The 25,853-nt window shown below is 70.5% G+C and carries 25 protein-coding genes and 1 riboswitch; of the genes, 18 read left to right on the plus strand and 7 right to left on the minus strand.

Features of this window, described 5'->3' with window-relative positions:
- Positions 1-7: 7 nt before the first annotated feature.
- The gene (locus VMS22_03470; GenBank protein HXJ33074.1) at positions 8-1,450 is read right to left on the minus strand and encodes a PQQ-binding-like beta-propeller repeat protein; all 1,443 of its coding nucleotides are present in this window, start codon (positions 1,448-1,450) and stop codon (positions 8-10) included.
- Positions 1,447-3,075: a phosphomethylpyrimidine synthase ThiC gene (gene thiC, locus VMS22_03475; GenBank protein HXJ33075.1), complete on the minus strand. Its 1,629-nt coding sequence runs from the start codon at positions 3,073-3,075 to the stop codon at positions 1,447-1,449. Before thiC ends, VMS22_03470 begins: the two co-directional genes overlap by 4 nt.
- A riboswitch (TPP riboswitch) is annotated at positions 3,066-3,183 on the minus strand. Its footprint overlaps the gene before it by 10 nt.
- A 46-nt stretch (positions 3,184-3,229) precedes the next feature.
- Here thiC and VMS22_03480 point away from each other — a divergent pair.
- Positions 3,230-4,270, plus strand: a complete 1,041-nt coding sequence (locus VMS22_03480; protein HXJ33076.1) for an alanine racemase — start codon at positions 3,230-3,232, stop codon at positions 4,268-4,270.
- A 95-nt stretch (positions 4,271-4,365) separates the two neighbouring features.
- Positions 4,366-5,307 carry a TIGR03560 family F420-dependent LLM class oxidoreductase gene (locus VMS22_03485; GenBank protein ID HXJ33077.1) on the plus strand — a complete coding sequence of 314 codons (942 nt, stop codon included), beginning with the start codon at positions 4,366-4,368 and terminating at the stop codon, positions 5,305-5,307.
- Here the strand turns inward: VMS22_03485 and VMS22_03490 are convergent.
- Positions 5,231-5,620, minus strand: a complete 390-nt coding sequence (locus tag VMS22_03490; protein ID HXJ33078.1) for a helix-turn-helix domain-containing protein — start codon at positions 5,618-5,620, stop codon at positions 5,231-5,233. The genes VMS22_03485 and VMS22_03490 overlap by 77 nt on opposite strands.
- A 44-nt stretch (positions 5,621-5,664) precedes the next feature.
- Here VMS22_03490 and VMS22_03495 point away from each other — a divergent pair, with 44 nt between their 5' ends.
- From VMS22_03495 to VMS22_03530, 8 genes are all read left to right on the plus strand, one after another.
- A complete protein-coding gene (locus VMS22_03495; protein HXJ33079.1) occupies positions 5,665-6,234 on the plus strand; it encodes a carboxymuconolactone decarboxylase family protein in 570 nt (189 codons plus the stop codon).
- A gap of 50 nt (positions 6,235-6,284) precedes the next feature.
- Entirely contained in the window at positions 6,285-7,622 is a 1,338-nt protein-coding gene (locus tag VMS22_03500; GenBank protein ID HXJ33080.1) for a hypothetical protein, read from the plus strand.
- A 34-nt stretch (positions 7,623-7,656) separates the two neighbouring features.
- Positions 7,657-8,802 (plus strand): acyl-CoA dehydrogenase family protein, encoded by a 1,146-nt coding sequence (locus tag VMS22_03505; GenBank protein ID HXJ33081.1) that lies wholly within the window; start codon positions 7,657-7,659, stop codon positions 8,800-8,802.
- A gap of 127 nt (positions 8,803-8,929) precedes the next feature.
- Positions 8,930-9,241: a hypothetical protein gene (locus tag VMS22_03510; protein HXJ33082.1), complete on the plus strand. Its 312-nt coding sequence runs from the start codon at positions 8,930-8,932 to the stop codon at positions 9,239-9,241.
- Between the two features lie 74 nt (positions 9,242-9,315).
- Positions 9,316-9,618, plus strand: a complete 303-nt coding sequence (locus VMS22_03515) for an RNA-binding protein (protein HXJ33083.1) — start codon at positions 9,316-9,318, stop codon at positions 9,616-9,618.
- A gap of 6 nt (positions 9,619-9,624) precedes the next feature.
- Positions 9,625-9,915, plus strand: coding sequence for a hypothetical protein (locus VMS22_03520; protein ID HXJ33084.1), 291 nt, complete (start codon positions 9,625-9,627; stop codon positions 9,913-9,915).
- Positions 9,916-9,925: 10 nt separating this feature from the next.
- On the plus strand, positions 9,926-11,125 hold the full coding sequence (locus tag VMS22_03525) for a thiolase family protein (GenBank protein ID HXJ33085.1): 1,200 nt from the start codon (positions 9,926-9,928) through the stop codon (positions 11,123-11,125).
- Positions 11,126-11,135: 10 nt separating this feature from the next.
- Entirely contained in the window at positions 11,136-11,570 is a 435-nt protein-coding gene (locus VMS22_03530; protein ID HXJ33086.1) for an OB-fold domain-containing protein, read from the plus strand.
- A gap of 57 nt (positions 11,571-11,627) precedes the next feature.
- Here VMS22_03530 and VMS22_03535 read toward each other — a convergent pair whose 3' ends face one another.
- Both VMS22_03535 and VMS22_03540 read right to left on the minus strand, forming a co-directional pair.
- Positions 11,628-12,818 (minus strand): hypothetical protein, encoded by a 1,191-nt coding sequence (locus tag VMS22_03535; GenBank protein HXJ33087.1) that lies wholly within the window; start codon positions 12,816-12,818, stop codon positions 11,628-11,630.
- A 293-nt stretch (positions 12,819-13,111) separates the two neighbouring features.
- Positions 13,112-13,660 carry a hypothetical protein gene (locus VMS22_03540; protein ID HXJ33088.1) on the minus strand — a complete coding sequence of 183 codons (549 nt, stop codon included), beginning with the start codon at positions 13,658-13,660 and terminating at the stop codon, positions 13,112-13,114.
- Positions 13,661-13,750: 90 nt separating this feature from the next.
- On the opposite strand from VMS22_03540, the gene VMS22_03545 reads away from it, so the two are divergent.
- The 3 genes from VMS22_03545 to VMS22_03555 are packed head-to-tail and all read left to right on the plus strand — an operon-like array spanning position 13,751 to position 18,535.
- The gene (locus tag VMS22_03545; protein ID HXJ33089.1) at positions 13,751-14,929 is read left to right on the plus strand and encodes an amidohydrolase family protein; all 1,179 of its coding nucleotides are present in this window, start codon (positions 13,751-13,753) and stop codon (positions 14,927-14,929) included.
- On the plus strand, positions 14,926-17,304 hold the full coding sequence (locus tag VMS22_03550) for a CoA transferase (GenBank protein HXJ33090.1): 2,379 nt from the start codon (positions 14,926-14,928) through the stop codon (positions 17,302-17,304). Before VMS22_03545 ends, VMS22_03550 begins: the two co-directional genes overlap by 4 nt.
- Positions 17,305-17,308: 4 nt before the next feature.
- Complete coding sequence (locus VMS22_03555; protein HXJ33091.1) at positions 17,309-18,535, plus strand: FAD-dependent oxidoreductase; 1,227 nt, start codon at positions 17,309-17,311, stop codon at positions 18,533-18,535.
- Here the strand turns inward: VMS22_03555 and VMS22_03560 are convergent.
- Complete coding sequence (locus tag VMS22_03560) at positions 18,532-18,981, minus strand: VOC family protein (GenBank protein HXJ33092.1); 450 nt, start codon at positions 18,979-18,981, stop codon at positions 18,532-18,534. The two genes, VMS22_03555 and VMS22_03560, sit on opposite strands and share 4 nt — an antisense overlap.
- A 78-nt stretch (positions 18,982-19,059) precedes the next feature.
- Positions 19,060-21,555, minus strand: coding sequence for a di-heme oxidoredictase family protein (locus VMS22_03565; GenBank protein ID HXJ33093.1), 2,496 nt, complete (start codon positions 21,553-21,555; stop codon positions 19,060-19,062).
- 222 nt (positions 21,556-21,777) lie between these two features.
- Between VMS22_03565 and VMS22_03570 the strand changes: the two genes are divergently transcribed.
- The 5 genes from VMS22_03570 (at position 21,778) to VMS22_03590 (ending at position 25,846) form a co-directional block, all read left to right on the plus strand.
- Positions 21,778-22,863, plus strand: coding sequence for a DUF2235 domain-containing protein (locus VMS22_03570; GenBank protein ID HXJ33094.1), 1,086 nt, complete (start codon positions 21,778-21,780; stop codon positions 22,861-22,863).
- Between the two features lie 65 nt (positions 22,864-22,928).
- Positions 22,929-23,933: a methyltransferase gene (locus tag VMS22_03575; GenBank protein HXJ33095.1), complete on the plus strand. Its 1,005-nt coding sequence runs from the start codon at positions 22,929-22,931 to the stop codon at positions 23,931-23,933.
- A gap of 11 nt (positions 23,934-23,944) precedes the next feature.
- A complete protein-coding gene (locus VMS22_03580) occupies positions 23,945-24,979 on the plus strand; it encodes a methyltransferase (protein ID HXJ33096.1) in 1,035 nt (344 codons plus the stop codon).
- A 19-nt stretch (positions 24,980-24,998) separates the two neighbouring features.
- Entirely contained in the window at positions 24,999-25,445 is a 447-nt protein-coding gene (locus VMS22_03585) for a VOC family protein (protein ID HXJ33097.1), read from the plus strand.
- Positions 25,446-25,456: 11 nt separating this feature from the next.
- Positions 25,457-25,846, plus strand: coding sequence for a cupin domain-containing protein (locus VMS22_03590; GenBank protein ID HXJ33098.1), 390 nt, complete (start codon positions 25,457-25,459; stop codon positions 25,844-25,846).
- Positions 25,847-25,853: the final 7 nt, after the last annotated feature.

Consider the following 25,853-nt stretch of genomic DNA (forward strand, 5'->3'; position numbering starts at 1 on the left):
CGGCGGGCTACGGCGCGGCGTCGAGCTGCGCCGCGAACGCGTGTGAGCGGCCGCGACGGCCGTCGTCGAGCGTTCCGCTGAAGACGATGCGGCCGTTGCGATCGATCGCGAGGCTCGTGAGCTCGTCTCGGTCGATGCCAATGCCGGTGAAGGGGCATCGACCCCGGCAAGGCTCCTGGTCGCGCGGAGCGTCGCAGGCGGTCGCGGTCGCCGTTCCGTCGAGTACCTGTGCCATCACGGTTGCGCCGGTCGCCGCCGAGAGCTCGAGCACCGCGACGTCGTAGCAGGACTCGACGTTGCGCAGCTGTCCGCCCACGATCACGTCGCCGCCGGGACCGACGGCGATCGACCTGCCGATGCCCCAGCCGTCGGTGCCTTTGATGAGGCGGCGCCAGCGCTCGGCTCCGGTCGCGCCGTCGAACGCGGCGACGGTGAGCGACGCCCGGGTGTAGTAGTCGCCCGTGAAGCCGACCGCGGCGACGTCGCCCGAGGGCAACGCGACCACGTCGAAGGCCGACTCCCACGTGTTCGTGCTGCCATCGATGGCCGCGGTCCATCGGAGCGTGCCGGTCGCGCCGTCGAGCTTCAAGACGCCGAAGTCGGCGGGACTCGTTCCCGCGATGTACGTTCCCGTCGCGAGCACGTTGCCCGCCGGATCCAGCGCCAGCGACCGCTCGTCGACGAACGCGCCGACGGTGGTGCGCCAGAGGAGACGGCCGTCCGCACCGGCGAGCTTCATGAACGTCACGTCGGCTCGATACCCCGTGACCGTCGGCGCCGGGTTGGCGACCATCCCGGCGACGATCACGTCGCCGGCCGCGTCGACGGCCACCCGATCGGCACTGTCGTAGGTCTGCGCCGTGCCGTCGAGCACGAAGCGCCAGCGCTCGGCGCCGTCCGCGCCAGCGAGCTTCACGACCGCAAGATCGTCGGTGCCGTGGTACTGCAACGCCGTCGCGCTCTCGAGGGTGCCGGCGAGGACCACGTCGCCGGACGGATCGAGCGCAATGCCCCGCGCCTCGTGATACGCCCCGATGCGCTGCGTCCCCTGCATGATCCGGCGCCATTGGAGGCGCCCGGTGCGGCCCGACAGGCGCACGGCAGCAAATTCCAGCCCGGACGCGACGTCAATCGCACCGCCCGCGACGACGTCGCCCTCGGCGGTCACCACCAGACCGTAGATTTCGTCGCTGTGCTCGGGCGCACGCACCGCGAGCGAGCGCCGCCACCGCTCGCGACCCTGCGCCGACAGCTTGGCTACGCCGACCTTCGCCTCGTGACGTCGCGCCGGAAACGGAATCGCGACGAACACGTCACCGGTGGGCGTGGTCGCCGCCGCCCACGCGCTCGAGGCGTCGCGAACCCGTCGCTCCCACGCCAGGGCCGGTGCGGCCGCGAGCAACGCGACGGCGACGATGCCGCCCCACGCCGCCCACGGCCGGGGGATCATCCGAGCGCCTGCTGCACGGCGCGCGCTCGTCCCACGTCGGGCACGAGGTCGGAGTGACACGCGTGCTTGCCCTCGACGACCGGGATCGCATCGGCGCGCCGGCGCAGCAGGTCGCGACCCTCGTCGCCGACGCCGGGGCTCTGCATCGCCCGCCGCTCGGGTTGGAAGGCGGCGTCCTTGCCGCTGGCAAAAGCCTGGATCTCCTTCGAGATGCGCATGCTGCACCAGTCGTGGCCGCACATGGCGCAGAAGTCGGTGTCGACCTCCAGGTCCTCGTCGTGGAGCGCGCGCGCCGTCTCGCCGTCGAAGGCGAGCTCGAACTGGCGCGGCCAGTTGAGGGCGGCGCGGGCGCGGGAAAGATCGTCGTCCCACTCGCGCGCGCTCGGCACGCCGCGCGCGATGTCGCCGGCGTGGGCGGCGATCTTGTAGGCGATGCAACCCTGCTTCACGTCGTCGGCCTTGGGGAGGCCGACGTGCTCTTTGGGCGTCACGTAGCAGAGCATGGCGGCGCCGTGGCGCGCGGCCTCGGTCGCACCGATGGCGCTGGTGAGATGGTCGTAGCCGGGGAAGACGTCGGTGACGAGCGGACCCAGCACGTAGAAGGGCGCGTCGTCGCACAGCTCCTGCTCCAGGCGCATGTTCCAGCCGATCTGGTCGAGCGGCACGTGGCCGGGCCCCTCGACCATCGCCTGCACGCCCTTCTCGCGCGCGCGCTGGACGAGCTCGCCGAGCGTCCGCAGCTCGGCCAGCTGCGCGGCGTCGCTCGCGTCGGCGAGGCATCCGGGCCGGAGGCCGTCGCCCAGCGAGTAGGTGACGTCGTACTCGCGCATGATCGCGCTGATCTCGTCGAACAGCTCGAACATCGGGTTCTCCTTGCCGTGGTGGATCATCCACTTGGCGAGGAGCGATCCGCCGCGCGACACGATGCCGCACACCCGCGGGCCCACCAGCGGCAGGTGCCCGCGCCGCACGCCGGCGTGGATCGTGAAGTAGTCGACGCCCTGCCGCGCCTGGTGCTCGATCTCCTTCAAGATGACGTCGTAGGTGAGGTCCTCGATGCGGCGGCCGACGATCATGCCGTAGATGGGCACGGTGCCGATCGGGATCGTGCCGTTGTCGACGATCGCCTGGCGGCACGCGCCGAGCTGGCCGCCGGTCGAGAGATCCATCAGCGTGTCGGCGCCGTACTTCTGCGCCCAGCGGAGCTTCTCGACTTCTTCGTCCGTCGTGCTCGACACCGGCGACGCGCCGATGTTGGCGTTCACCTTGGTGGTGATCATGCGGCCGATGCCGGTCGGATCGAGGCGCTTCGGCGCGCGCTCGCCGCGCAGCATACCGGCGTCGGCGATGGTGGCCCAACGCTGCGCCGCGGTCTGGTTGACCCACAGGCGCGCGGCGCCGCCGGCTCCGGGGTGCCCGACGGCGACGTCGGGGTAGCTTCGCTCGCCCGTGCTGCTCGGTGCTTCGCCGCCACTGCCGGCCAGGTGCCGTACGTTGGCGGGAATCACGAGCCGCCCGCGCGCGACCTCGTCGCGGATGAACTCCGGCGCGACCCCCTCGCGCTGCGCCACTCGCCGCATCTCGGGAGTGACGATGCCCTGTCGTGCCGACTCTAGCTGTGTCATTCGCGCTTTCCCTCCGCCGGAATTACCCGGATCAGGTTCGAGGGGTCGGCGGGTTCCCCCACCCGCCATCTCAGCCGCCGGCTCGGGGCGACTCCCCCAGCGTCGTGTGTCGATGCCTGGGCCGACGATGACCCCGCCGGCAGGGATCGTCAAGATGGATCGGGCTCTGGCCCGGACGGCGCGCGGCGCAGTAGAGGTGTCGCCGGTGCCCTCGATCCACGACCTCACGACCCCGGCGCTGCTCGTCGACGCGGCGGCGCTCGACTACAACCTGCGCACCATGGCCGCAGCGCTGCCCGGCCCGCGCCTGCGACCGCACGTGAAGGCGCACAAGTCGACGCAGCTCGCGCGCCGGCAGGCGGCGATGGGTCACCGCGCGTTCACCTGCGCGACCGTGCGCGAGGCGGAAGGCCTCGCCGCTGCCGGGCTCGGCGACGACATCCTGCTCGCGAACGAGGTCCTCGACGCCCGGCGGCTCGGCCGGCTCGGGACGCGCATCACGGTCGCGGTCGACTCCGAAGCGACGATCGACGCCGCTGCGACCGGCGGCGTCCACGAGGTCCTGATCGACGTGAACGTCGGCCTTCCGCGCTGCGGCTGCGATCCGGCGGACGCGGGGCGGCTCGGCGACCTCGCCCGGCGTCGCGGGCTCTCGGTCCGCGGCGTCATGGGCTACGAGGGTCACGCGGTGCTGATGCCCGAACGGGCGACGCGCACCACGCTCGCCGCACGCGCGATGGAGCTCCTTCATCAGGCCCACGCCGAGGTGGGCGGCGACGTCGTGTCGGCGGGCGGGACGGGCACGTACGACCTCCACACCATCCCGACCGAGATCCAGGCGGGCTCGTACGCGCTCATGGACACCGCGTACGCCAAGCTCGCGCTGCCCTTCCGGCTCGCGCTCTCCGTGCTCGGCACCGTCGTCTCGACCTCGACGCAGGGCTATGCCGTCGCCGACGTGGGCCTCAAGGCGCTCGGAATGGACCACGGGCCATCGGCGATCGACGACGCCGAGGTGTGGTTCTTCTCCGACGAGCACGTGACGTTCGCCCCGGCGCGCCCGCACCGGCCCGGCGATCGCATCCGTGTGTGGCCGGCGCACGTGGACCCGACCGTCGCGTACCACGAGCGCGCCCACGTCGTGGACGGCGAGCGCGTCATCGAAACCTGGCCGATCGATCTCCGGGGCTGGTAGCTGTCCACGGCACCGCGGACGTGGCAAAGAGCGTCGAGCGCCACATGCGCCTCGCCGATCTCGTCCACGCCGCACTCTTGTAGAGGAGACCAACAATGGCATCGCATCCGATCCGCTTCGGCATCCAGACCGGCCAGCAGAACATCACGTGGCAGGACATGCTCTCGCTGTGGCAGAAGGCCGACGGCTGGGGCTACGACACGCTCTGGAACTTCGACCACTTCTACCCGATCTTCACGAATCCCGAGGGACCGTGCTTCGAAGGCTGGACGACCCTCTCGGCGCTCGCGCAGGCGACCAAGCGCGCCCGCATCGGCCACCTGGTGAACGGCAACACGTACCGCAACCCATGCCTCACCGCGAAGATGGCCGCGACGCTCGACCACATCAGCGGCGGGCGCCTCAATCTCGGCATCGGCGCCGGCTGGTTCGAGCTCGAGCACGCGAACTTCGGCATCGACTTCAAGACGGTGCGCGGCCGGCTCGATGCGCTCGACGAGTCGCTGCAGATCATCCGCGGCATGCTGACGCAGCCGAAGACGACCGTGCACGGGAAGCACTACCACGTGACCGACGCGATGGGTCTGCCGAAGCCCGTGCAACCGAAGCTGCCCATCCTCATCGGCGGCATCGGGGAGAAGGTGCTGCTCCGCATCGTCGCCAAGCACGCCGACATGTACAACACGTCCGGGACCGCCGAGTTCCTGGCGGGGAAGATCGAGATCATCCGCCGTCACGGCGACGCCGTCCGGCGCGACACGAGCGAGATCGAGCACACCGTCATGATGCCGCTCTGCTATCGCGCGTCGGCCGATCGCGAGGCGTTCGTGCAGAACCTCATGGCCGGCATGCGGGGAACGACGCCCGAGGAGGCGCGCAAGGCGATCATGATCGGCGACCGCCAGGAATGCCTCGACACGATCGCGCGCTACCGGAAGGTCGGCGTCACGCACTTCATCTTCATGACCTTCGCACCTTACATGGTCGACGAGATGCAGGGGTTCGCCGAGGAGGTGATCCCGGCCGCGCGGCGCTAGCCGCCCACCCCTTCGCCCAGGCGTCGAGCGCGCCGAGCACGCGGGCGAGCGCCACACCCTCGGGGGTGAGCGCATAGCCCGCGTCGCCCGGCGCGACGATGCCCGCGTCGCGCAGCTCGGCGAGACGCTGGTTCAGCACCGACGGCGACATCGCGTCGCAGCGCGCTTGCAGCGCGGCGAAGGTTCCGGGTTCCCGAGCGAGCTCCCACAGGATCCGGAGCGCCCAGCGACGGCCCAGCAGATCCAGGAGCGCCATGATCGGGCGTCCCGTCCGCGAGCCGCGCACGGGACGGCCGGGCCTCGGCGTGGGCATGGGGGGGCTTGTACTACGATTTTCGTAGTAGTACCAGACGGCGCATGACCCCGCGCATCGCACCCGTGGCGCCCCCGTACGACGCCGGCGTCGCCGACGAGTTGGCACGCTGGATGCCGCCCGGTTCGCCCGTCGATCCGCTCGCGCTCTTTCGCACGCTCGTGCGTGATCGCCCGCTCGCCGAGGCGATGCTGCCGCTCGGCCGCTTCCTGCTCGGCCGGGGGCTCGGACTCCCGAAACGCGTGCGCGAGCTCGTGATCGATCGCGTCTGCGCGCGGTGCGGGTGCGAGTACGAGTGGGGCGTCCACGCGGTGGCGTTCGGCGCCGCGGCGGGTCTCGGCGACGCCGAGCTCACCGCGACCGCCCGGGGACGGGCGAACGATCCTGCGTTCACTCCCGACGATGCCGCCGTCATCCGACTCGTCGACGAGCTGCACGACACGGGCCACGTGTCGGACGCGCTCTGGACCGACCTCGCGCGGCGCTGGTCGCCCGAGCAGCTGCTCGAGCTCCTGGTGCTCGCGGGCTGGTACCACGTGATCTCGTACGTCGCGAATGGCGCGCGGGTCGCGCTCGAGCCCTGGGCGGCGCGCTTCCCGCCCTCGACCGCCTAGCGGCCGTCTCGCGGGTACCCGGCCACCCGCGCTAGAAGACGGCCCTGCGGATGGATCGACCCCGGCGCATCACCTGCTGGATCCTCTTCGGCGCCGCCGGCATTCCTCCGCTCGCGATCGCGCTCCTGGTCGCGCGCCATGCGCGCAACGTGCCGTGGAAGGACCAGTGGGGGGTCATTCCCTTCATCGTCGCCGTCGAGCGCGGCGAAGTGCGTCCCGCCATGCTGTGGTCGCAGGTGAACGAGCACCGCATTCCGGTGGCGCTGGCGCTGCATGGCCTGCTCGGATGGTGGACGCGATGGGACGTCCGCTACGAAGCCTGGCTCGACGTCGTCCTGGCGGCCCTCACCATGCTGGCGCTCGCGGGGCTCGCCTGGCGGACGATCGGCGAGCGCGCACCCATGGCGGGAGCGATCGTCACGCTCGGGTGCTCGATCGTCACGTTCTCGCTCACGGGCGGCATCAACTGGACGTGGGGAGCAATGCTGCCGGCATATCTCGCCGCGCTCGCGGCGACGATGCTGGCGTGGCAGCTCGCGGCGTGGACGGGAACCTGGCCACGCACCATCGTCCTCGCCGCGTGCGCGACGGCGGGCGCGCTGTCGTTCGGCGCCGGCGTCGTGCTGGTCGTCCTCCTTCCCGTTGCGCTCGTCCTGATGCGGTCGGTCCCTCTCCGGCGTCGCCTCGCGCACGCGATCGCCGCCACGACGTGGGCGGTCGCGCTCATCGCCGTCTACTTCGTCGGCTGGCGGCCGCGCGTCGGCGAGCCCCAACCCGTCATGCACTGGGATCGCCTCGCCGACTACGCGCGCTACGCCGTCACCTACGTCGGCGCCGGGATCACGACCTTCGACCTCGGCGAGGGGCTGGTCACCGGGATCGTGCTCTGCGCCGTGCTCACGCTGTCGAGCGCCTGGCTGTGGCGGCGCCGCGAGCTCCGTGCCGCGGTCGTCCCCTGGTGGCTCCTCGCGGCCTACAGCGCGGTGAACGCGGCGATCACGGCGTTCGGCCGCCTCGACAACGGCCTCTTCACGGCGCTCTTCGTGCGCTACCTGCCGACGGCGTCCCTCTTCCTCGTGGCGACGATGGCGCTCGCCGCGCTCGCGACGGCGACGCTGTGGCACGCGTCGCAACGCGCGGCCACCGTAGCCGTGAGCCTCCTCGCGTTCGGTCTCGCGACGGCCACGCCCCTCTACGTCCGCACCGCGCGCAAGGCGACCGAGAACATGGGCGTGCTCGCGCTCCAGCTCGAGGCCGGCGCCGCCTGCCTGCCGACCTGCGCCACCGCCGCGGACGACTGCCTGCTGCTCATGTGCTGGAGCGCGGACGTCGCACGACAGATGTGCCCGCTCATGGCCGCAGCGAAGATCGGACCGTTCGCGCCCTAGCGCCGGTTCCGCCACCCGACTACGATGCGCGGTCATGGCGGACGATCTCTACGGCAGTCCCGAGCACCAGCTCTTCCGTCGCACGGTGCGCAGGTTCGTGCAGGAGGAGCTCGTGCCGCGGGCGCGCGAGTTCGACGAGATGGGGCACTTCGACAAGGGGCTCTACAAGAAGATGGGCGCGCTCGGCATGCTCGGCCTCAAGTACGACCCCGCGTGGGGCGGCGCCGGCCTCGACTGGAGCTACTCCGCGATCCTGTTCGACGAGATCGGCCAGTGCGACAACGCCGGTGTCGCGATGGGGATCAGCGTCCACACTGACATGGCCACGCCGTCGCTGCACCAGTTCGGCTCGGACGACCTCAAGGGCAAGTACCTCGTGCCGTCGATCAAGGGCGAGATGGTCTCCGCGATCGCGGTCACCGAGCCCGACGGCGGCTCCGACGTGGCGTCGATCAAGACGCGCGCCGTGCGCGACGGCGACGACTGGGTGATCAACGGGAGCAAGATCTACATCACGAACGCCGCGACGGCCGACTGGCTCTGCCTGCTCGCCGTCACCGATCCCGCCGCCGGCTACGGCGGCTTCTCTCAGATCATCGTGCCGACCGCGACGCCCGGCGTGAGCCATCAGCTCCTCGACAAGATCGGCAACTGGGGCTCGGACACGGGGCTCTTCTTCTTCGAGAACGTGCGCGTCCCGGTCTCGAACACGATCGGCGACGTCGGGCGCGGCTTCCAGCAGCAGATGATGCAGTTCCAGGACGAGCGCCTGGTCGCCGTCGTCTCGGTCAACGCGTCGTGCGTGCGCCTGTGGGAGGAGTCCAAGCGCTGGTGCGAGGAGCGCATGGTCTTCAAGAAGCCGCTGACCAAGCACCAGGTGACGCAGTTCAAGTTCGTCGAGATGCTGGTGCAGATCGAGGCCGCGAAGGAGCTCGCGAACGCGTGCGTGCGCAAGCGCGTCGCCGGCGAGGACGCGACGAAAGAGATCACGATGGCGAAGATCTTCACCGGGCGCATGTCGCGCTACGTCTCCGACCAATGCATCCAGCTCCACGGCGGCTTCGGCTACATGAAGGAGAGTGCCGCCGGGCGCGCCTACGTCGACATGCGCCTCATCTCGATCGGCGGCGGCGCCGACGAAGTGATGATCCAGTACCTGGCCAAGATGCTCGGCTTCTAGTGCTCTCGACGTCGCACGCGACCTGGTCGCGCGCGATCCCGGGTGGCAGGAGCGACCGCCGGCGACGGGATCCTGATTCCGCGCTCTGTACAGCGACGCGGTTCCGCGCTAGCGCTCGGGCGTTCCCATGCACGATCTCGATCCCGCCCTGCCCGCCTCGCTGCGTGCCGTCGATCGCGCCTCGCTCGAGGACGCCGATCGCTTCCTCATGTGGGGGCTCCTCGTCGATGCCGCCGAGGTGCTCGTGCTGGGTGCGGACGATCCGTGGCGCGACGACGAGGTGCTCGCCGTCGAGATCCGCGCGTGGGTCCTGGCCGACGACGTCGCGTGGCCGTTCTCGTTCGTGAACGCCTGCACGATCGTCGGCGTCGATGCCGCGGAGCTCCGCGCGGAGCTCGCTCCCTGGCTCTCCCTTGCGCCCCAGGGATGCGAAGAGTAGGGAGGATCGTCCTGACTTGCGCCGCGTCCTCCTGTTGACTGACGTCCATGAGCCCCCAGGGCGAGGAGTGGGTGATGGGTAAGCGAATTTTCGTCGGGAACCTGTCCTTCGAGACGACGAGCGCGGACTTGGAGTCCCTGTTCGGTCCGTTCGGTGCGTGCGAGTCGGCGACGGTGGTCACCGATCGGACGACCGGGCGGTCGCGCGGCTTCGGCTTCGTCGAGATGGCGAGTGCCGCGGACGCGGCCAAAGCCATCGCCGGGCTCAACGGTCAGGAAGTGAAGGGACGCACCCTCAACGTCAGCGAAGCCCACGAGCGTACGGGTGGCGGGGGCGGTGGGGGCGGCGGACGCTCGGGCGGCCGCCGAAGCTTCTAGGCGCTGATGGGATCCCGTGTCCGCTTTCGGTGTGGAAAGTGCTCCTTCGCGACCGACGAGCTGGCGGTCGGCTGGGGCAAGGCCGGGCGCGACTCGTACTGGGGCGGGCTCGCGCACTGTCCCGAGTGCCGCGCGCTGACGGTGGTCAATCTCGCCGAGGCGCGGGCCAACAAGCGCGATCATCGCTGTCCGACGTGCAAAGGTCTGCTCAAGCTGATCGACGGCACATCCGAACGCGTTCCCTGCCCCAAGTGCGGCGGCGGACTCGATCAGGTCGTGCTCGGCTCGTGGGCCTGACGACGCGCGCGTGAGCACGGCCGACTGGGGCTTTTCGTCGACGTTCGAGAACGTCGGCGGCCAGATCGCGATCGCGGGCGTCGGCGAGGCCGATCACACCAAGGCATCGGGTCGGACGCCGAAGGAGATCGCCGCGCAGGCGATCGAGCGCGCGCTCACCGACGCGGGTCTCGCGCCGCGCGACGTCGACGGCATCATGTACACGCCGTTCGACGGGCATCAGTTCACCGCCGGCGACTACCGCGCACACTTCGGCACCTCGCACGACATGTGGGTGTCGACCCTGGGCGGCGGGATGGTGTGGGCGGGGTCGGCGCCCTACGAGGCGGCGCTGGCGATCCGCTCGGGCAAGGCCCGCGCCGTCGTGAACGTCTTCTCCGTCGCCTGGGCGACGCAGCGCGCGGAGATGATGGGCGGGCCGGGCGAAGTGCACGCCACCGAGCTCTTCAAGCAGAACCTCGAGGTCCCCTTCGGCTGGTTTCCGCAGCCGGTCTACTTCGCGACGATCGCGCGCCGGCACATGGCCGAGTTCGGCACCACGCCCGCGCAGCTCGGCGCCATCGCCGTCGCCTGCCGGCGGCACGCGAACCGGACGCCCGCGGCGGTCATGCGCGAGAAGCCGCTCACGCTCGAGCAGTATCTCGCGAGCCCGATGCTCTGCGATCCGTTCCGCAAGGAGGACTGTTGCCTCATCTCCGACGGCGGCGGCGCGTACGTCATGACGCCGACCGCGCGGGCGCGTGACCTCCGCAAGCCCGTGGTCGAGGTTGCCGGCGTCGGCGTCGGCAACTCGCGCACCGGCGCCTATTGGTCGCAGCAGGGCGACTTCACCTCGACGCCGCAGGTCTTCGCCGCGCCCGGCGCGTTCCGGATGGCGGGGATCACGCCAGCCGACGTCGACGTGCTCACCTGCTACGACCCGTTCACGATCGTGTCGCTCATGCAGATCGAGGACATCGGCTTCTGCAAGAAGGGCGAGGGCGGGCCGTTCGTCGAGGGTACGACGCTCCACTTCGACGGCGGGAAGCTCCCCTACAACACGCACGGCGGGATGCTCTCCCACGCCTACGTCCTCGGGATCGCCCACGTGGTCGAGGTCGTTCGCCAGCTCCGCGGCGAGGCGGCCGCACAGGTGCCGAACGCACGGGTCGGCGTCTACGGGGGCTACACCGGCCCGCAGGCGAGCACGCTCATCCTGCGCCGACCGTGACGGACGCGCCATGAAGTTCCGCGACGACTTCCCGCTGCCCGACCTCGGCTTCGCGCCGACGCGTCCGTTCTGGGACGCGGCGGCACGTCACGAGCTCGCCGTGCCGCGGTGCGACGCGTGCGCGCGCTACGTCTGGTATCCCGACGGTGCGTGCCGCTTCTGCGGCGGGGCCGCGTACACGTGGACGACGGTGTCGGGCAGCGGCCGCCTCTTCTCCTGGTCGGTCGTGCACCGACCGTTCATCCCGCAGCTCGCGGACGCCGTTCCGTACGTGACTGGTCTCGTCGCGATCGATGAGGACCCGGCGGTTCGCATCGTGACCCGTGTCCCCGACTGCGCGCCCGAGCGGCTCCGCATCGACATGCCGATGCGCGTCGTCTTCCGGCCGCTGCGCTTCGCCGAGGTGCCCGGCGAGGTCGTGGCGCCGATGTTCGTCCCGGGCTAGATCAACGTCGCCGCGTAGTCGTTCTCATCTTCAGCGACGTCGGACGCTCGACCGACTTCAGCTCACACACTGGTAGGCATTGGCGCCGGGGATCACCGGATAGCGGTACATGCCCAGGAAGCACTGCTCGTCCGTCGACGAGTCGCCGAAGAATACCGGAGAGCCACTGTTGTTCACGTAGGAGCAGGTGATCTGGAGCTGATCGAACGCATGAACCAGCACGGGCGTCATCGGATACACCTGCTGTGCGGCGACCATGTACGGCGTGTCGAGCAGCGTTTCGAGCACCCCCAGGTGGGACAAGCCGAGTCGCATGCGCATTCCGGCTCCGTGCATGTGCGGCCACAACGCGAACACGTGATAGTCGTCCGACGCCGCGCAGCCGCCCTGCGCCGTATGTAAGAGACCGTCGCTCGGGATGCCGCTGGCACCGCCGATATTGGTCGTGCCACCAAAGATCAGCTCGGCCTCGTCGGTCACGGCGGCGGCGCTCCCCGTCTGGACCATCACGCCGGAGGTGCGAGTCACCGACTTCGCCGTGTCGTTGCCGACGTGCACGAGCAGGTTGAGGAACTGACCGGCTTTCACGTGGACCGCGACACCTGGCGGAAGGACGAAGTCCCCGGTGCCCATGCCCGCGCCGTAGATCGCACGCGGTTCGACGAAGGCCGTCGCGCCGGTGCAATCGTAGTCCCCCGGAGTCCCGCTGTCCGAGACCGTGACCAGCGTGAAGAAGTTGCCCCGAGGGGCGATCGCACGGAACCCGGTGATGAACATCTCGGTCGGCAACTGAATCCGCCGGCACTTGTAGTCTTCGGCGCCGGGGGCGACCGTCCACGAGCGGCTGATCAGCGTCGTCCACTTGTCGCTCGGCGGGGTGACTACCGGCTGGGCCGTTCCGGACGAGCACACGAGCTGGGACGTGACCGGCTGGATCGCGCGCACACCGAACACGTCGTTCCACTGCATGGGCGCCAGCGTCTGCTTCGGGCACTTGATCTTGTAGCAGACGACCGGGCCTCCGTCGCCACCCGGCCGGTCGGGAATCGACACCGTTCCGTTGGTTGCCATCGAGTCGACGCACATGACGCTCGCCGGGACCTTGATCTCGCAGCCAGGTTCGGGAGCAAGGCCGGTGAGATCGGCGGTGTAGGCCGCCTTCGTCGCCGAATCCCTCACTTTGTAACACTTGAGCGCGGCCTCGACCCCGGACGCGGCAAGGCAGCACGACGAAGCGATCACCGCCACGCCGAGCCACCTCGCAAGCCTCTTCGTGCGTGCCACTCCACACGTCGCCCGCCCACTTGCGCTGATGAAGGACGTCACGGATCGGATCAAGCTGCGATTGATCATGGGCCCTCCCTCTGGATACGGACAATCCACGCGAAGGCGAGGGGCGTCAATGCGAGAGCGAGGGAAGTTCTACGCTCCAACGCACTGCGCCGCGAGCGTCTCCGTATCGTGCGCTCCACCAAGCGCGCCGCCGAGCTGGGCGACTCGAGATGGCGCCATCTGCCCGAATCTTCGGCTTCTGGTGGACGCTAGCAGGTTTCGCGCAGCGTGCGGGCTTCGGCATCGGCGCCGCGGCGGGAGAGCGCGTCCCCGAGATACCAGCGCGCGACGCAGTGGTGCGGGTCGACCTGCAGGGCGTGGCGGAGCCACTCTTCGCCGCGGACCGCGTCGCCGCCGAAGAGATGGGGCAGGTTCAGGAGGAGAACGCCCTTCGCCGTCGCGACGTCGGGATCCTCGGGCGAGAGCTCCACGGCGCGGTCGAGCGCGCGCAGGGCACGCATCAACTCGAACGGGTGGGTGAAGATGCGACCCGTCGTCTGCAGGCGGCGACCCAAGTTGCAGAAGAGCGCGAAGTGGGCACGGGCGTCGGCGGCGTCGGCCGCGACCGCGCGCTCGGCGAGCGCGACGCCGTGCTCGAGCAGCGCGCGCGCGTCGTCGCCGCTCGTGCGCTCGGCCTGCCGGCACACGGCAAAGGCCTCGCCCGACAGGTCGGAGCCGGGTGGGACGGCGCCGGCGCGCGGCACACACCCGAGCGCCATCCCGAGGGCCAGCGTCAAGATCGTGACGGCGCGCAGCATGCCTTGCCTACGATCATCGGCAGCCGAGTGGACTTCCTTGATCGGACGGCCGCCTTGCCCGTCCGCGACGGCGCGGGCTATGGGGCTCGCATGTCGGACCTGTTCTGCGAGGTCGCGAGCATCGACTACCCCATCATCGACGCCGATGCGCACGTGAACGAGCCCCCGGACACCTGGCAGACCCGCGTCCCCGCGCGCCTGCGCGACCGGGCGCCCAAGGTCCTGCGCACCGAAAAGGGGGACGTGTGGAGCTTCGACGACGGCAAGCGGCTCCGGCCGCTCGGCCTCACCGCCACGGCGGGCCTCTCCTATCTCCAGTTCCGCGCCGAGGGCTATCGCTACGAGGACATCCGTCCCGGCAGCTTCGATCCGAAGGCCCGGCTCGCCGACCTCGATGCCGACGGCATCTGGGCGCAGGTGCTCTATCCGAGCGTCACCCTCGCCGGCGCCCGCACCTACGCCGACGATCGCGAGCTGCAGCTCGCGTGCGTGCGCGCCTACAACGAGTGGCTGGTCGAGTTCTGCGCGGGCGGCAAGGGACGCCTGATCGGGCAGACCATCATCCCCACGACCACCGTCGCCGACGCCGTGGCGGAGCTGCGCTGGGGTCTCGATCACGGCATGAGGGGCGCCCTCATCGCGGCCTACCCGGACGGGTCGTACGCGACGCCCGGGCCCGAGAACGATCCCTTCTGGGATCTCGCGCAGGAGTCGGGCACGCCGCTCGGCGTGCACATCGGCAGCTTCACGCTGGCCGGGCTCGCGCCGGGCAAGATCGAGCAGTCGACGGTATCCTTCATGGCCGGCGCCGGCGCCTCGAAGGCCGGCGCGCAGACGATCCCCGTCGTCGCCGAGCTCGTCTTCTCGGGCGTGCCGCAGCGCTTCCCGCGTCTGAAATTCCTGCTCGTCGAGGCGAACATCGGCTGGATCCCGAGCGTCATGGAGCAGCTCGACGACATGTTCCTGCGCTACCGCTGGTTCAGCGGCGCCGTCCAGCACATGCAGGAGACGCCGAGCCGCATCTTCTGGCGGAACTTCTGGTCGACGTTCATGGTCGACACGGTCGGGATCGAGCTACGCCACCGCATGAACGGCGAGCACATCATGTGGTCGACGGACTACCCGCACACCGGGAGCGACTGGCCGAACCACCGTGTGACCCTCGAGCGCCTTTTCCGCGGCGTGCCGGCGGCCGAGGTGAAGCAGATGCTGCACGGCAACTGCAAAGCCCTCTACGGACTGGATCACATCCCGGACACGCTTCCGTGAGCCATCCGCTCGCGGGGCTGCGCGTCGTCGAGCTCGCGACCGACATCGCCGGCCCGTACGCGACCAAGCTGCTCGCCGACGCCGGTGCCGACGTCGTGAAGGTGGAGCATCCGGCCGGCGGTGATCCCATGCGCCGCTGGACGTCCGCGCGCGTCGAGCTTCCGCCCGGCGACGACGGCGTCCTCTTTCGCTTCCTCAACGCCTCCAAGCGCAGCGTCGCGATCGACTGGACGACGCCGGGCGGGCGCGCCGAGGTGGCGCGGCTGATTGCCGGCGCCGACGTCGTGATCGAGAGCGTCGGACCCGATGCAGGGGTCGAGTGGCCGGCCGTCGCGGCCAGCGCGCCGGCGACGTCGCTCGTCTCGATCTCGTGGTTCGGGCGCACCGGGCCGTGGAAGGACCGGCCGGCGACCGAGTTCACCGTCCAGGCGTGGGCGGGCTCGACGGCGATCCGCGGCACGATCGATCGCGAGCCCCTCGCCGCCGGCGGCCGGCTCGGCGAATGGCTCGGCGGCGGCTACGCGGCAATCGGCGCGCTCGCGGCAGCGATCGGCGCGCGCCGCGCCGGACGCGGGCGTCACGTCGACCTCTCGCTGCTCGAAGCCGTGCACCTCTCGATGGCGCCGTTCGCGACCGTCGTCGACGGCTTCAGCGGCGGCGCCTTCGTCCAGTCGCGGACGGTCGAGATCCCGTCGATCGAGCCGGCCGCCGACGGCTACGTCGGCTTCTGCACGATCACGAACCAGCAGTGGCGCGATTTCCTGGTGCTGATCGAGCACGGCGAGCTGGTCGACGACCCCGAGCTGGCGCACTACTTCACACGCGACCAGCGCCGTCACGAGATCTACGCGATGATCCACGCGTGGACCCGGCAGCGCACGATCGCCGACATCATCGAGCAGGCGACGCTGCTGCGCATTCCAGCCGTGCCGATCGGCAACGGTGCGACCGTGCCCGGGCTCGAGCACTTCCGCGAACGCGGCGCGTACGTCCCGCAACCGGAGACGGGCTTCGTGCAACCGCGAGCGCCCTATCGCCTGGGCCGTGGAACCCTGCGCCCCTTCGTCCGCTCGCCCCGGCTCGGCGAGCATACGGCGGAGGTGCTGGCCGAACGCCGACCGGCGTCTCCGCCGGCGCCCGCGGGCGACGCGCTACCGCTCGCCGGCCTGCGCGTCGTCGACTTCACCATGTTCTGGGCCGGTCCCTTCGTCGGCCACTTCCTCTCCGTGCTCGGCGCGGACGTGATCAAGGTCGAGTCGATCCAGCGGCCGGACGGCATCCGCTTCGCGAGCACGCAGCAGCCGACGGCCGAGCGCTGGTGGGAATGGTCGGCGATGTTCCACGGCATGAACGCCGGCAAGCGCGGGATCACGCTCGACCTCTCCCGGCCGCGTGGCCTCGAGATCGCGAAGGGGCTCCTCGCCACCGCCGACGCCACGGTCGAGAACTTCTCCCCGCGCGTGCTCGACAACCTCGGCCTGCGCTACGAGGAGCTCGCGCGCGCGAACCCGCGCCTCGTCATGGTGCGCATGCCCGCCTTCGGCCTGGGCGGTCCATGGCGGAACCGTACCGGCTTCGCGCAGACGATGGAGCAGATCTCGGGCATGGCATGGACCACCGGCTTTTCCGACGGTCCACCGGTCATCCCGCGCGGCCCGTGCGATCCGCTGGCCGGCATGCACGCCGTGCTGGCGCTCCTGGTCGCGCTCGAGCACCGGCGCCGCACGGGCGAGGGCCAGCTCGTCGAATCGACCATGGTCGAGGCTGCGCTCAACGCCACGGCGGACCAGGTGCTCGAATGGCAGGCGTATGGGACGCTCGCGACGCGAGACGGCAACCACGGTCCCGTCGCAGCGCCGCAGAACCTCTACGCGTGCCGCGGCGACGAGCGGCGGATCGCGCTCGCCGTCGTGACCGACGCGCATTGGCGCGCGCTCGTGGATCTGCTCGGCCGCCCGGACTGGGCGACCGATCAGGCGCTCGCGACGGCAAGCGGGCGGCATGCGCGGCAGGACCGGATCGACGTCGAGCTCGCCCGCTGGTGTGGCGAAGAGGATCGCGACGCGCTCGTCGCACGGCTCCTCGCCGCCGGCATCCCCGCTGCTCCCGTGCTCCATCCTCGCGAGCTGGCGAGGAATCCGCAGGTCCGTGCGCGCGGCTTCTTCGAGATCGAGACCCATCCCGTGACCCGCACGCACGAGCTGCCGGGGCTGCCGATGCGCATCGCGGGCATCGATCGCTGGTATCGCGCCCCGGCGCCGACGCTGGGCCAGCACACCGCCGAGGTGCTTCGCGATCTCCTCGGCATCGACGACGAGGAGATCGCGCAACTGCAGGCCGACGGGATCATCGGGGAGCGGCCGGCAGGGCTGTAGCCGCATGGGGCACGTCGTCATCATCGGCGCCGGACCGGCCGGCGCGTGCCTCGCCCACCTGCTCGCCTCGCGGGGCATGCGCGTGACGCTCCTCGAGCGGCAGCGCGACTTCGCGCGCGAGTTCCGCGGCGAGGTGCTCATGCCGAGCGGCGTCGACGCGCTCGGGCAGATGGGTCTGCGCCCCATCCTCGACGCGTCGGGAACCGTGGTCGCCGAAGGATTCGAGGTGTACCACGGCGCCCGGCGCCTGCTCGCGATCCGCTTCGGTGAGTGGTGGCCGCAGGCGGCGCGCCCGCGCACCTTCTCGCAGGCGGCCTTCCTCGAAGCCGTGGTCGACGACGCCGCGCGCTTCCCGGGCTTCCACCTCGAACGCGGCTGCACGGTGCGCGACGTCCTCGTCGAGGGCGGGCGCGTGGTCGGCGTCGAGGCGGACACCGCATCGGGCTCGCACGCGTTCCGCGCCGACTACGTGATCGGCGCCGACGGCCGGGCGTCGGTGCTCCGCAAGCGCGCAAACCTGGACGAGGAGCGCCACCCGCAGGCGTTCGACATCGTCTGGTGTCGCGTCCCGCTGCCCGAGTTCATGCGCTCGCCGGTCCTCCTGCGGGGCTACGTCGGGACCGGCCACACGGCGATCCTCATCCCGTCCCACGACGGCCGGCTGCAGATCGCGTGGGCGATCGAGAAGGGCACGTTCGGCGACCTCCGCCGTCAGGGCATCGAAGCCTGGATCGACGACATGGCCGCGCACGTCTCGCCCGATGTCGGCGCTCACCTGCGCGCCCACCGCGGCGACGTGACGGCGCCCTTCCTGCTCGACGTCGTGTGCGACCGCCTCGTGCGGTGGTGCGCACCAGGTCTCCTGCTGGTCGGCGATGCGGCGCATCCGATGTCGCCGGTCGGCGGGCAGGGCGTGAACATCGCGCTGCGCGACGTCGTCGTCGCGGCGAACCACCTGGTTCCGCTGCTGGCGTCCGGCGCCACGCCGGATGCGCTCGACGCCGCCGCGGCGCGGATCGAGAGCGAGCGCCTGCCGGAGGTCGCTACGATCCAGGAGATCCAGGATCGCGCCGCGGCCGTCGTCCTCGGCCGGCAGGGCCGCCTCTTTCGCGAGATCGTCCTCTTCCGGCTGCTCCCGCTCTTGTCGCGCACGGGTCTTCCCGGTCGCCTGGCACCCCGCCTCGGACGCCCGTTCCTCTACGGGACGACGGCGGTGCGGCTCGCGGTCTAGGCGCTCGGACCCGCCGCCATCGCCGCGACGCGCTTCTTCAGCTCGCGTGGCGGCACGTCCTCGCGATGCGTGGCGATCCCCCAGCGGTTGCCCGACGGATCCTCGACGCGTCCGAAGCGGTCGCCCCAGAACATGTCCTGCGCCGGCATGATGACGCTCGCCCCGGCCTTCACGGCCTTCGCCATCGTCTTGTCGACGTCGGGAACGTACAGGAAGATGCCCGCCGGCTGCGGCGGCTCCTGCATCGCATCGTTCAGCATGATGACGGAGTCGCCGATCTCGATCTCCGCGTGCATCACCTTGCCGTTGGGCGAATCCATCCGCATGCGGATCTTCGCGCCGAACGCCTTCTTGCAGAACTCGATCGTCTGCGCGGCGTCCGCCTGATTCAACGAGGGCGTGACGACGTGATACCCCTTCGGGATCGGCTTCACTTTCTTCGCCATGAGTCGGACCTCCTCGTGCGGGGGATGAGGCCCGACGCTTAGCCCGCTACCGAAGGCGCGGCAAGATCCTGCGGCCCGTCACAGACTCTTCACGAACGTCAGGAGCTCCTGCTGCATCTCGGGCGGTAGCGCGAGGAAGCGATCGCGCGCGCTCGTCGCCTCACCGCCGTGCTGCGCGATGGCCGCCTCCAGCGTCGGCGCGCGGCCGTCGTGGAGGTAGGGGGCGCTCCACAGGACCCCCCACAGGGGCGAGGTTCGGAACTCGCTTCCGGTGGCGTCGCCCTGCACGATCCCGTCCGCGAGGTCGGGGCCCATGTCGTGCAGGAGGAGGTCCGACCACACGACGACCTTCACGCGGGGCCCCCCGGGCGCGGACGTGAGCACCTTGAACTTGTTCGTGTGGCAGGTCTGGCAGCCGACCAGCCGGAAGAGTCGTGCGCCGGGACGGGCCGCCCGCTTCACCTGGCGGAGCGCGTAGCCGGGCTGCAGCGGCCCGAGCAGCGAGATGAAGTCCGTGAACGCGACCACGGCGTGGCCGTCGTCCTCGGGCTCGTACGCTCCGTCGCAAACGGGATCATTACCCTGGGGTCGGAGCTCGCTCGAGTGGCCGGGCGTCGTCACGCCCATCTCGTTCAGGTACGCATCGGCCGCGAACTCGGCGAGCGTCGCGATCTGCGCCTTGCGCCCGAACCGGCCGACGCGGCCGCCGACCATGTTCGGGCGGCCCGAGATGCCGTCGCCGTTGCGGTCGTCGGGGTCGGCGAAGCGCAGGATCGAGCTGTCGGGCAGGCGGTCGATGACGCCCAGCCCGAAGAGCGCCGGGGTGTCGCGGTGCGTGACGATCGTCGCCTCGGGCGGAACGACCTCGCCCGGAACGAAGCAGCCCGCGGCGCTGTCGACGATGCCGTGCTCCTGGATGATCGGCCCGCCGACCGCGGCGAGCTCGTCGAAGCCGCCCGGGCCGTCGCGTCCGATGCGGGTCACGGTGCGCGGGCTCGATCCGCCGACCTGCGGCCGGTTGTGGCAGGCGACGCAGCTGACGTCGTTGAACACGGGGCCGAGACCGCTGGCCAGCGTCTCCACCGTCGTGAACTCTTCGGCGCCGGCGACGAAGCGCGCGCGCCGGGTCGCGTCGAGCGGCGACAGCGGGATGGGCTCGCACGAGGCCGTCTGGCCCGGCACGGCGAGCGGGCAGTCGTGGACGAACACGTCGATGGTCCCGTTCGTGTCGCCGGCGATGAACGTCTCGTCGACGCTCTCGAACGCCACCGCGCGGCCGTCGGTCGAGAGGGCGAACTCGCGATCCTCGGCGTGCTGGAAGTCGTCGCCGTTGCCGATCGAGAAGGCGGTCGTCGTGTCGGCGATGCGGTCGTGGACGTAGACGAAGGCCTCGCCCGGGTCGTCGTAGAAGTTGCCGAAGCGCACGGTGAACGCGATCAGCCGTCCGTCGGCCGAGAGCCGCGGCGCGAAGAGCGATCCGCCGAGGCGGAGCCCGACCGGCGTCGTCTGCGTCCACGTGGTCGTGCTGCCCGTCACGCGATCGTGGACGAGGATGTCGTAGTAGCCCGGCTCGTAGCCCGACGCATCGGCGAGCTGGTGGTCGGCCGTAAGGAACGCCACGAAGCGGCCGTCGGCGGAGAGGGCGGAGTTGTAGCTGTCGAGATACTGGGTCTGCTGGCCGAACGAGGAGACGTTCACGCGCTCGGTTCGTCCCGTGACCAGGTCGTGCGTGAACACGTCCCGCGCCCCGTTCGTGTCGAGGGGAACGAGGTTCGACGCATAGCTCGTGAAGGCGACGATCCGCCCGTCGTCCGAGAGCGACGGCGAGTCGCCGTCGAAGCTGTCGAGGTTCCCCTCGACCCCGCCGGGGCCGACGCTGACGCGCGTCGTGCGCATCGCGCCGGGCTCGTCGAAGACGCCGTCGCCATCGGTGTCGCGATCGTGCACGAAGACGTCGATCACGCCGTTGGTGTCGTTCGGGACGAGGTTCGTCGCCGAGCTGAAGAAGCTGACGAAGCGACCGCTGGCCGAGATGGCGGGCCCCGAGCTCCAGCCGTCGTTCGGGACGCCGGCGGAGCTGACGCTCACGCGCACGGTCGTCACGCCCCCGGGCTCGTCGAAGACGCCGTCGCCGTCGGCGTCGCGATCGTGGACGAAGACGCCGCCGCCTCCCAGACCGAGGTCGGGCACGAGGTTCGTCGCGCTGCTGACGAACGCGACGTAGCGCCCGGTCGCCGACACCGCGGGCACGGCGCCGTTGTTGAAGAAGTAGCCACTGTCCCCGTTGCCCTTCACGCCCGCCGACGACTTGCTGACGAGCGTCGTCGTTCCCGTGAGGCGATCGCGCACGAAGACGTCGATCAGATCGTCGCCGTCGCCGGGCACCAGGTTCGGCGCATCGCTGATGAAGGCGACCCAGCGGCCGTCGGCCGAGAGCCCCGGCTTGCCGCTCCGTCCGACCACCTGGCCGCCCGCCGACGAGACGCTCATGCGGGAGACGATGCCCGCCCGAGCGACCGGCGCCCCGAGGAGCACGATCACACACGCCACGACCGGACCTGCTCGACCGCTCATGTGGACCCTCCGTCGGTTGCCGGGACCTGAGCGTCCCTATCGTCCGGGTCGTTCGGCTGTCAATGCCGGCGTGGGGGAAGCGCGACGACGACCTCGCGCGTCGTGTCCACCCGTGCCGACAACGCGTCCGCTCCACCGGACACGCGCCGGCACCCCCACTTGGTTTCCTCGCGTGGGTTGCCGTACCCGGGGGTGGAACGTCCATTGCTCCTGCGTGGATCCATGAAGCGCATCGTCGTCTGCTGCGACGGCACGTGGAACCGCCCCGACCAGACCGACGACGGGCAGGTCTGTCCGAGCAACGTCACGCGGATGGCCCTCGCGATCGCGCCCCGGGACGCGCAGGGAAATCTCCAGCAGGTCTACTATCATCCCGGCGTCGGCACGAACTGGTGGGACCGCGCGGGCGGAGGCGCCTTCGGGATCGGGCTGTCCCGGAACGTTCAGCACGCCTATCGCTTCCTCGTCGACAACTATGAGCCGGGCGACCAGCTCTTCTTCTTCGGGTTCAGCCGAGGTGCGTATACGGTGCGAAGCCTCGCCGGGCTCGTTCGCAATTGCGGCCTGCTGCGGCGCGAGCACGCCGACCTCGCCGACGGCGCGTACCGACTCTACCGGCGCCGCGACAAGGACTCGAACCCGCGCGCGATCGAGGCGCAGCTGTTCCGCAAGAGCTACACCCACGAGAGCCACGATCACGTCGTGCGCATCAAGTGCATCGGCGTCTGGGACACGGTCGGCGCACTCGGCATCCCGGTGGGCTGGCTCGCCCGGGCGAGCCAGCTCCTCCTCAAGCTCGAGTTCCACGACGTCAAGCTGAGCACGTTCGTCGACAACGCCTTCCAGGCGCTCGCCGTCGACGAGAAGCGCCCGCCGTTCCAGCCGTCGGTCTGGGAGCAGCAGCCCGATGCGAAGGGCCAACGCCTCGAGCAGGCATGGTTCGCCGGCGTGCACACGAACGTCGGCGGCGGCTACAGCGACCCCGGACTGTCCGACATCGCCTTCCTGTGGATGAAGGACCGGGCGGGCTCGTGCGGGCTGGCGTTCGATCAGGCCTACGTCGACACCAACATGCGACCCAATGCCTTGGGGAGGATGCGTGACTCGCGCACCGGCTTCTACCGGCTGATGCGACCGTTCGTCCGGCGCATCGTCGGCGCCGGGGCGGCGCCGACGAACGATACGATCCATCCGTCGGTGGTCGAGCGGATGCTGCACGATCGGGAGTATCAGCCCCAGAACGTACCATCGCTTGCGCCGGGTGACTCGCCGGAGATGCCCGGCCTGGAGCCTCTGCCGGTTCAGTAGACCACGGGGGGGCCCACTTCCGATTTTTCCAAGACGGCGGCCCGGCACGGTGCTACAGGGACGGCATGTCGCAGGGCGACGTGCCGAGCCCGCAGCTCATCAACCAGTACCTCTCCGGCCATTGGGCGTCGATCGCGCTCGCCGCCGCCGTCGAGTACTCCGTGTTCACGCGCATCGAGCGCGGCGAGGATACGTGCGCCGCGCTCGCGCGCGCGGCCGGCATCTCGACGCGCGGCGCGCAGGGACTGCTGGACGGCCTCGTCGGTCTCGGCCTCCTCACGACGGCCGGCGGCCGGTATGCCACGACGCGCGAGTCGAGCTTCTATCTCGTCGAGGGGAAGCCCGCGTATCTCGGCGCGTGGGCGACGCGCCTGCTCGGCCCCGATGGCGAGCTCGCCCTGTGGACGGCGCTGCCCGACATCGTGAAGCGGGGCCGGCGCGCCGAGCCGCTCGTGCTCGCCGAAGCGCCCTTCTGGGACAAGCTCGTCGTGGCGCTGATCCCCGCGGCGTGGCCCGTGGCGCAGCACGTGGGCGCGCGTCTCGGCTTCGCGTCGCTCGGACCCGTACGGATGCTCGACGTGGGCGGTGGCGCGGGCGTCTACTCGGCGGCGCTGCTGACGGCGAACCCGCAGGCGCGATCGACGCAGGTCGACTGGGCGAACGTGAACCGCATCGCGCGCGACTACGTCGGCAAGATGGGCGTGGGTGAGCGGTTCGAGACCCGCGACGGCGACCTCCACGAGGTGGACTTCGGCGCCGGCATCTACGACCTCGCGATCTACTCGCACATCGCCCACGGCTTGAGCCCCGAGCAGAACGCCGCCGCGTTCCGCCGCCTGCGGCGCGCGCTCGCACCCGGCGGTACGCTCATCGTCGTCGATTTCGTCGTGAACGAGGATCGCAGCGGGCCGCCCTTCGCGCTCCTCTTCCATCTCCAGATGCTGATCGGCACGCCCGAGGGCGCCACCTGGCGCGAGTCGGACTACCGGCGCTGGCTCGGCGACGCGGGCTTCACGCGCATCGACGTCGAGCCCACGCCGACCGGCCCCACGGCGATCTTCGCCCGCTGAACGGAGGATCCATGTCGCAGCAGAGCGCTCCCGCGATTCCCCTGCCCTTCCAGATCTCCCGCATGGTGACGAGCTACTGGGTGCCCCAGGCCCTGCACGTGGCCGCCGAGCTCGGCGTCGCCGACGTGCTCGCCGACGGCCCCAAGCAGAGCGCCGACGTGGCGCGCGCCGTGGGGGCGAACCCCGGCGCGCTGCACCGGCTCCTGCGCGCCCTCACCGTGCTCGAGGTGTGTACGCAGACCGACGACGGCGCCTTCGCGCTGACGCCGCTCGGCGCGTGCCTGCGCTCCGACACGCCCGACTCGGTCCGCGCCTGGGTGATGATGGTCGCCGGCGAGCGCGTGTGGGCGTCGTGGGGACGCCTCGTCGACTGCGTGCGGACCGGCGACTCGGTGCCGAAGCAGAACGGCGTCGGCGCGTTCGACGGCATCGTCGCCGACGGCGAAGCGGGAGCCGTCTTCAACCAGTCCATGGCGCAGCTGACGCGCCATCTCGCACCGGCCGTCGCCGCCGCATACGACTTCTCCGGGTTCCGCACGATCGTCGACGTCGGCGGCGGCTACGGTGCGCTGCTGCCGCCGATCCTGAAGGCGAACCCCGAGCTGCGCGGCGCCGTCTTCGACCTGCCGCACTGCCGCGACGGTGCCCTCGCCCTCTTCCGGAAGACGGGCATCGCCGACCGCTGCGAGTTCGTCGCCGGAAGCTTCTTCGAGGACACGCCCCCACCTGCCGACGCCTACCTCGTGAAGAGCGTGATCCACGACTGGGACGACGAGCGCAGCATCGCCCTTCTGCGAACGGTCCGGAAGTCGGCACACGAGCGATCGCGCCTGCTCGTCGTCGAGCCGATCGTCCCCGAACGGATGGGCTCGACGCCGTTCCACGCCATGCTCGCGTCGAGCGACCTCAACATGATGGTGGTGACCGGCGGGCGCGAGCGCACCGAGACCGAGTTCCGTCAGGTGATCGAGGGCGCCGGGTTCCACGTCACCCGGGTCGTGCCGACGCAGGCCACGATGAGCGTGATCGAAGCCACCCCCGCATGACGTGAGAAGAAAGGACGCCATGACGACCACCCCCCGCGTGACCACGTACCTCTGCTGCAAGGGCGCCGCGCGCGCCATCGACTTCTACAAGCAGGCCTTCGGCGCCACCGAGACGATGCGCCTCGCCGAGCCCGGAAGCGGCCGGATCGGGCACGCCGAGATCAAGATCGGCGACACGGTGCTGATGCTCGCCGACGAGTTCCCCGACTTCGGCGCCCTCAGCCCGCAGACGCTGGGTGGCTCGCCGGTGAAGCTGCACCTCCACGTCGGCGACTCGGACGCGGTCGTGAAGCAGGCCGTCGCCGCCGGCGCGAAGGTGATCCGTCCGGTCGCGGACCAGTTCTACGGTGAGCGGTCGGGCACGATCGAGGATCCGTTCGGGCACCAGTGGATGGTGTCGACCCCCAAGGAGAACGTGTCGGCCGCCGAGATGCAGCGGCGGTACGACGCGATGGTCAAGGGCTAGGAGGAGCCACCATGGGTGCGAGCGCGTTCGACATCGTCGACACCTACGTCCATCTCGCCGACGGGCCGGAGGCCGTGCCCGTCCCCGTGGGCCCCGACTTCTGGGCGACGATCGATCGACGAAGCGACCTGCACCGGGGCCGACTCGTCACGGCGTATCGCTTCGAGCCGGGTAAATGGAACCATTGGGAGATGCACCCGGCGGGCGACGAGATCGTGTGTCAGTTCTCGGGCGCGATGGACCTCGTTCTGGAGATGGGACGGGACGAGCGGACGGTCGAGCTCCGGGGACGATCCGCGTTCATCATCCCGCGCGGCGTCTGGCACTCGGCGATCGTGCACGCGCCGAGCGAGGCGCTCTTCATCACGCGCGGCGAGGGAACCGAGCACCGCCCCGCGTAGGCGTCGA

This window comes from Candidatus Eisenbacteria bacterium (assembly GCA_035577985.1).
Taxonomy (GTDB): Bacteria; Desulfobacterota; Binatia; order DP-6; family DP-6; genus DATJZY01.

What these genes read in the sequence shown, in the direction of transcription:
- VMS22_03570 (HXJ33094.1), top strand. Translation starts at nt 21,778, where the DNA reads ATGAAGCGCATCGTCGTCTGCTGCGACGGCACGTGGAACCGCCCCGAC.
- VMS22_03585 (HXJ33097.1), top strand. Translation starts at nt 24,999, where the DNA reads ATGACGACCACCCCCCGCGTGACCACGTACCTCTGCTGCAAGGGCGCC.
- thiC (HXJ33075.1), bottom strand. Translation starts at nt 3,075, where the DNA reads ATGACACAGCTAGAGTCGGCACGACAGGGCATCGTCACTCCCGAGATG.
- VMS22_03565 (HXJ33093.1), bottom strand. Translation starts at nt 21,555, where the DNA reads ATGAGCGGTCGAGCAGGTCCGGTCGTGGCGTGTGTGATCGTGCTCCTC.
- VMS22_03500 (HXJ33080.1), top strand. Translation starts at nt 6,285, where the DNA reads ATGGATCGACCCCGGCGCATCACCTGCTGGATCCTCTTCGGCGCCGCC.
- VMS22_03490 (HXJ33078.1), bottom strand. Translation starts at nt 5,620, where the DNA reads ATGCCCACGCCGAGGCCCGGCCGTCCCGTGCGCGGCTCGCGGACGGGA.
- VMS22_03495 (HXJ33079.1), top strand. Translation starts at nt 5,665, where the DNA reads ATGACCCCGCGCATCGCACCCGTGGCGCCCCCGTACGACGCCGGCGTC.
- VMS22_03555 (HXJ33091.1), top strand. Translation starts at nt 17,309, where the DNA reads ATGGGGCACGTCGTCATCATCGGCGCCGGACCGGCCGGCGCGTGCCTC.
- VMS22_03580 (HXJ33096.1), top strand. Translation starts at nt 23,945, where the DNA reads ATGTCGCAGCAGAGCGCTCCCGCGATTCCCCTGCCCTTCCAGATCTCC.
- VMS22_03515 (HXJ33083.1), top strand. Translation starts at nt 9,316, where the DNA reads ATGGGTAAGCGAATTTTCGTCGGGAACCTGTCCTTCGAGACGACGAGC.
- VMS22_03520 (HXJ33084.1), top strand. Translation starts at nt 9,625, where the DNA reads ATGGGATCCCGTGTCCGCTTTCGGTGTGGAAAGTGCTCCTTCGCGACC.
- VMS22_03485 (HXJ33077.1), top strand. Translation starts at nt 4,366, where the DNA reads ATGGCATCGCATCCGATCCGCTTCGGCATCCAGACCGGCCAGCAGAAC.
- VMS22_03560 (HXJ33092.1), bottom strand. Translation starts at nt 18,981, where the DNA reads ATGGCGAAGAAAGTGAAGCCGATCCCGAAGGGGTATCACGTCGTCACG.
- VMS22_03575 (HXJ33095.1), top strand. Translation starts at nt 22,929, where the DNA reads ATGTCGCAGGGCGACGTGCCGAGCCCGCAGCTCATCAACCAGTACCTC.
- VMS22_03480 (HXJ33076.1), top strand. Translation starts at nt 3,230, where the DNA reads ATGGATCGGGCTCTGGCCCGGACGGCGCGCGGCGCAGTAGAGGTGTCG.
- VMS22_03590 (HXJ33098.1), top strand. Translation starts at nt 25,457, where the DNA reads ATGGGTGCGAGCGCGTTCGACATCGTCGACACCTACGTCCATCTCGCC.
- VMS22_03530 (HXJ33086.1), top strand. Translation starts at nt 11,136, where the DNA reads ATGAAGTTCCGCGACGACTTCCCGCTGCCCGACCTCGGCTTCGCGCCG.
- VMS22_03505 (HXJ33081.1), top strand. Translation starts at nt 7,657, where the DNA reads ATGGCGGACGATCTCTACGGCAGTCCCGAGCACCAGCTCTTCCGTCGC.
- VMS22_03470 (HXJ33074.1), bottom strand. Translation starts at nt 1,450, where the DNA reads ATGATCCCCCGGCCGTGGGCGGCGTGGGGCGGCATCGTCGCCGTCGCG.
- VMS22_03510 (HXJ33082.1), top strand. Translation starts at nt 8,930, where the DNA reads ATGCACGATCTCGATCCCGCCCTGCCCGCCTCGCTGCGTGCCGTCGAT.
- VMS22_03540 (HXJ33088.1), bottom strand. Translation starts at nt 13,660, where the DNA reads ATGCTGCGCGCCGTCACGATCTTGACGCTGGCCCTCGGGATGGCGCTC.
- VMS22_03545 (HXJ33089.1), top strand. Translation starts at nt 13,751, where the DNA reads ATGTCGGACCTGTTCTGCGAGGTCGCGAGCATCGACTACCCCATCATC.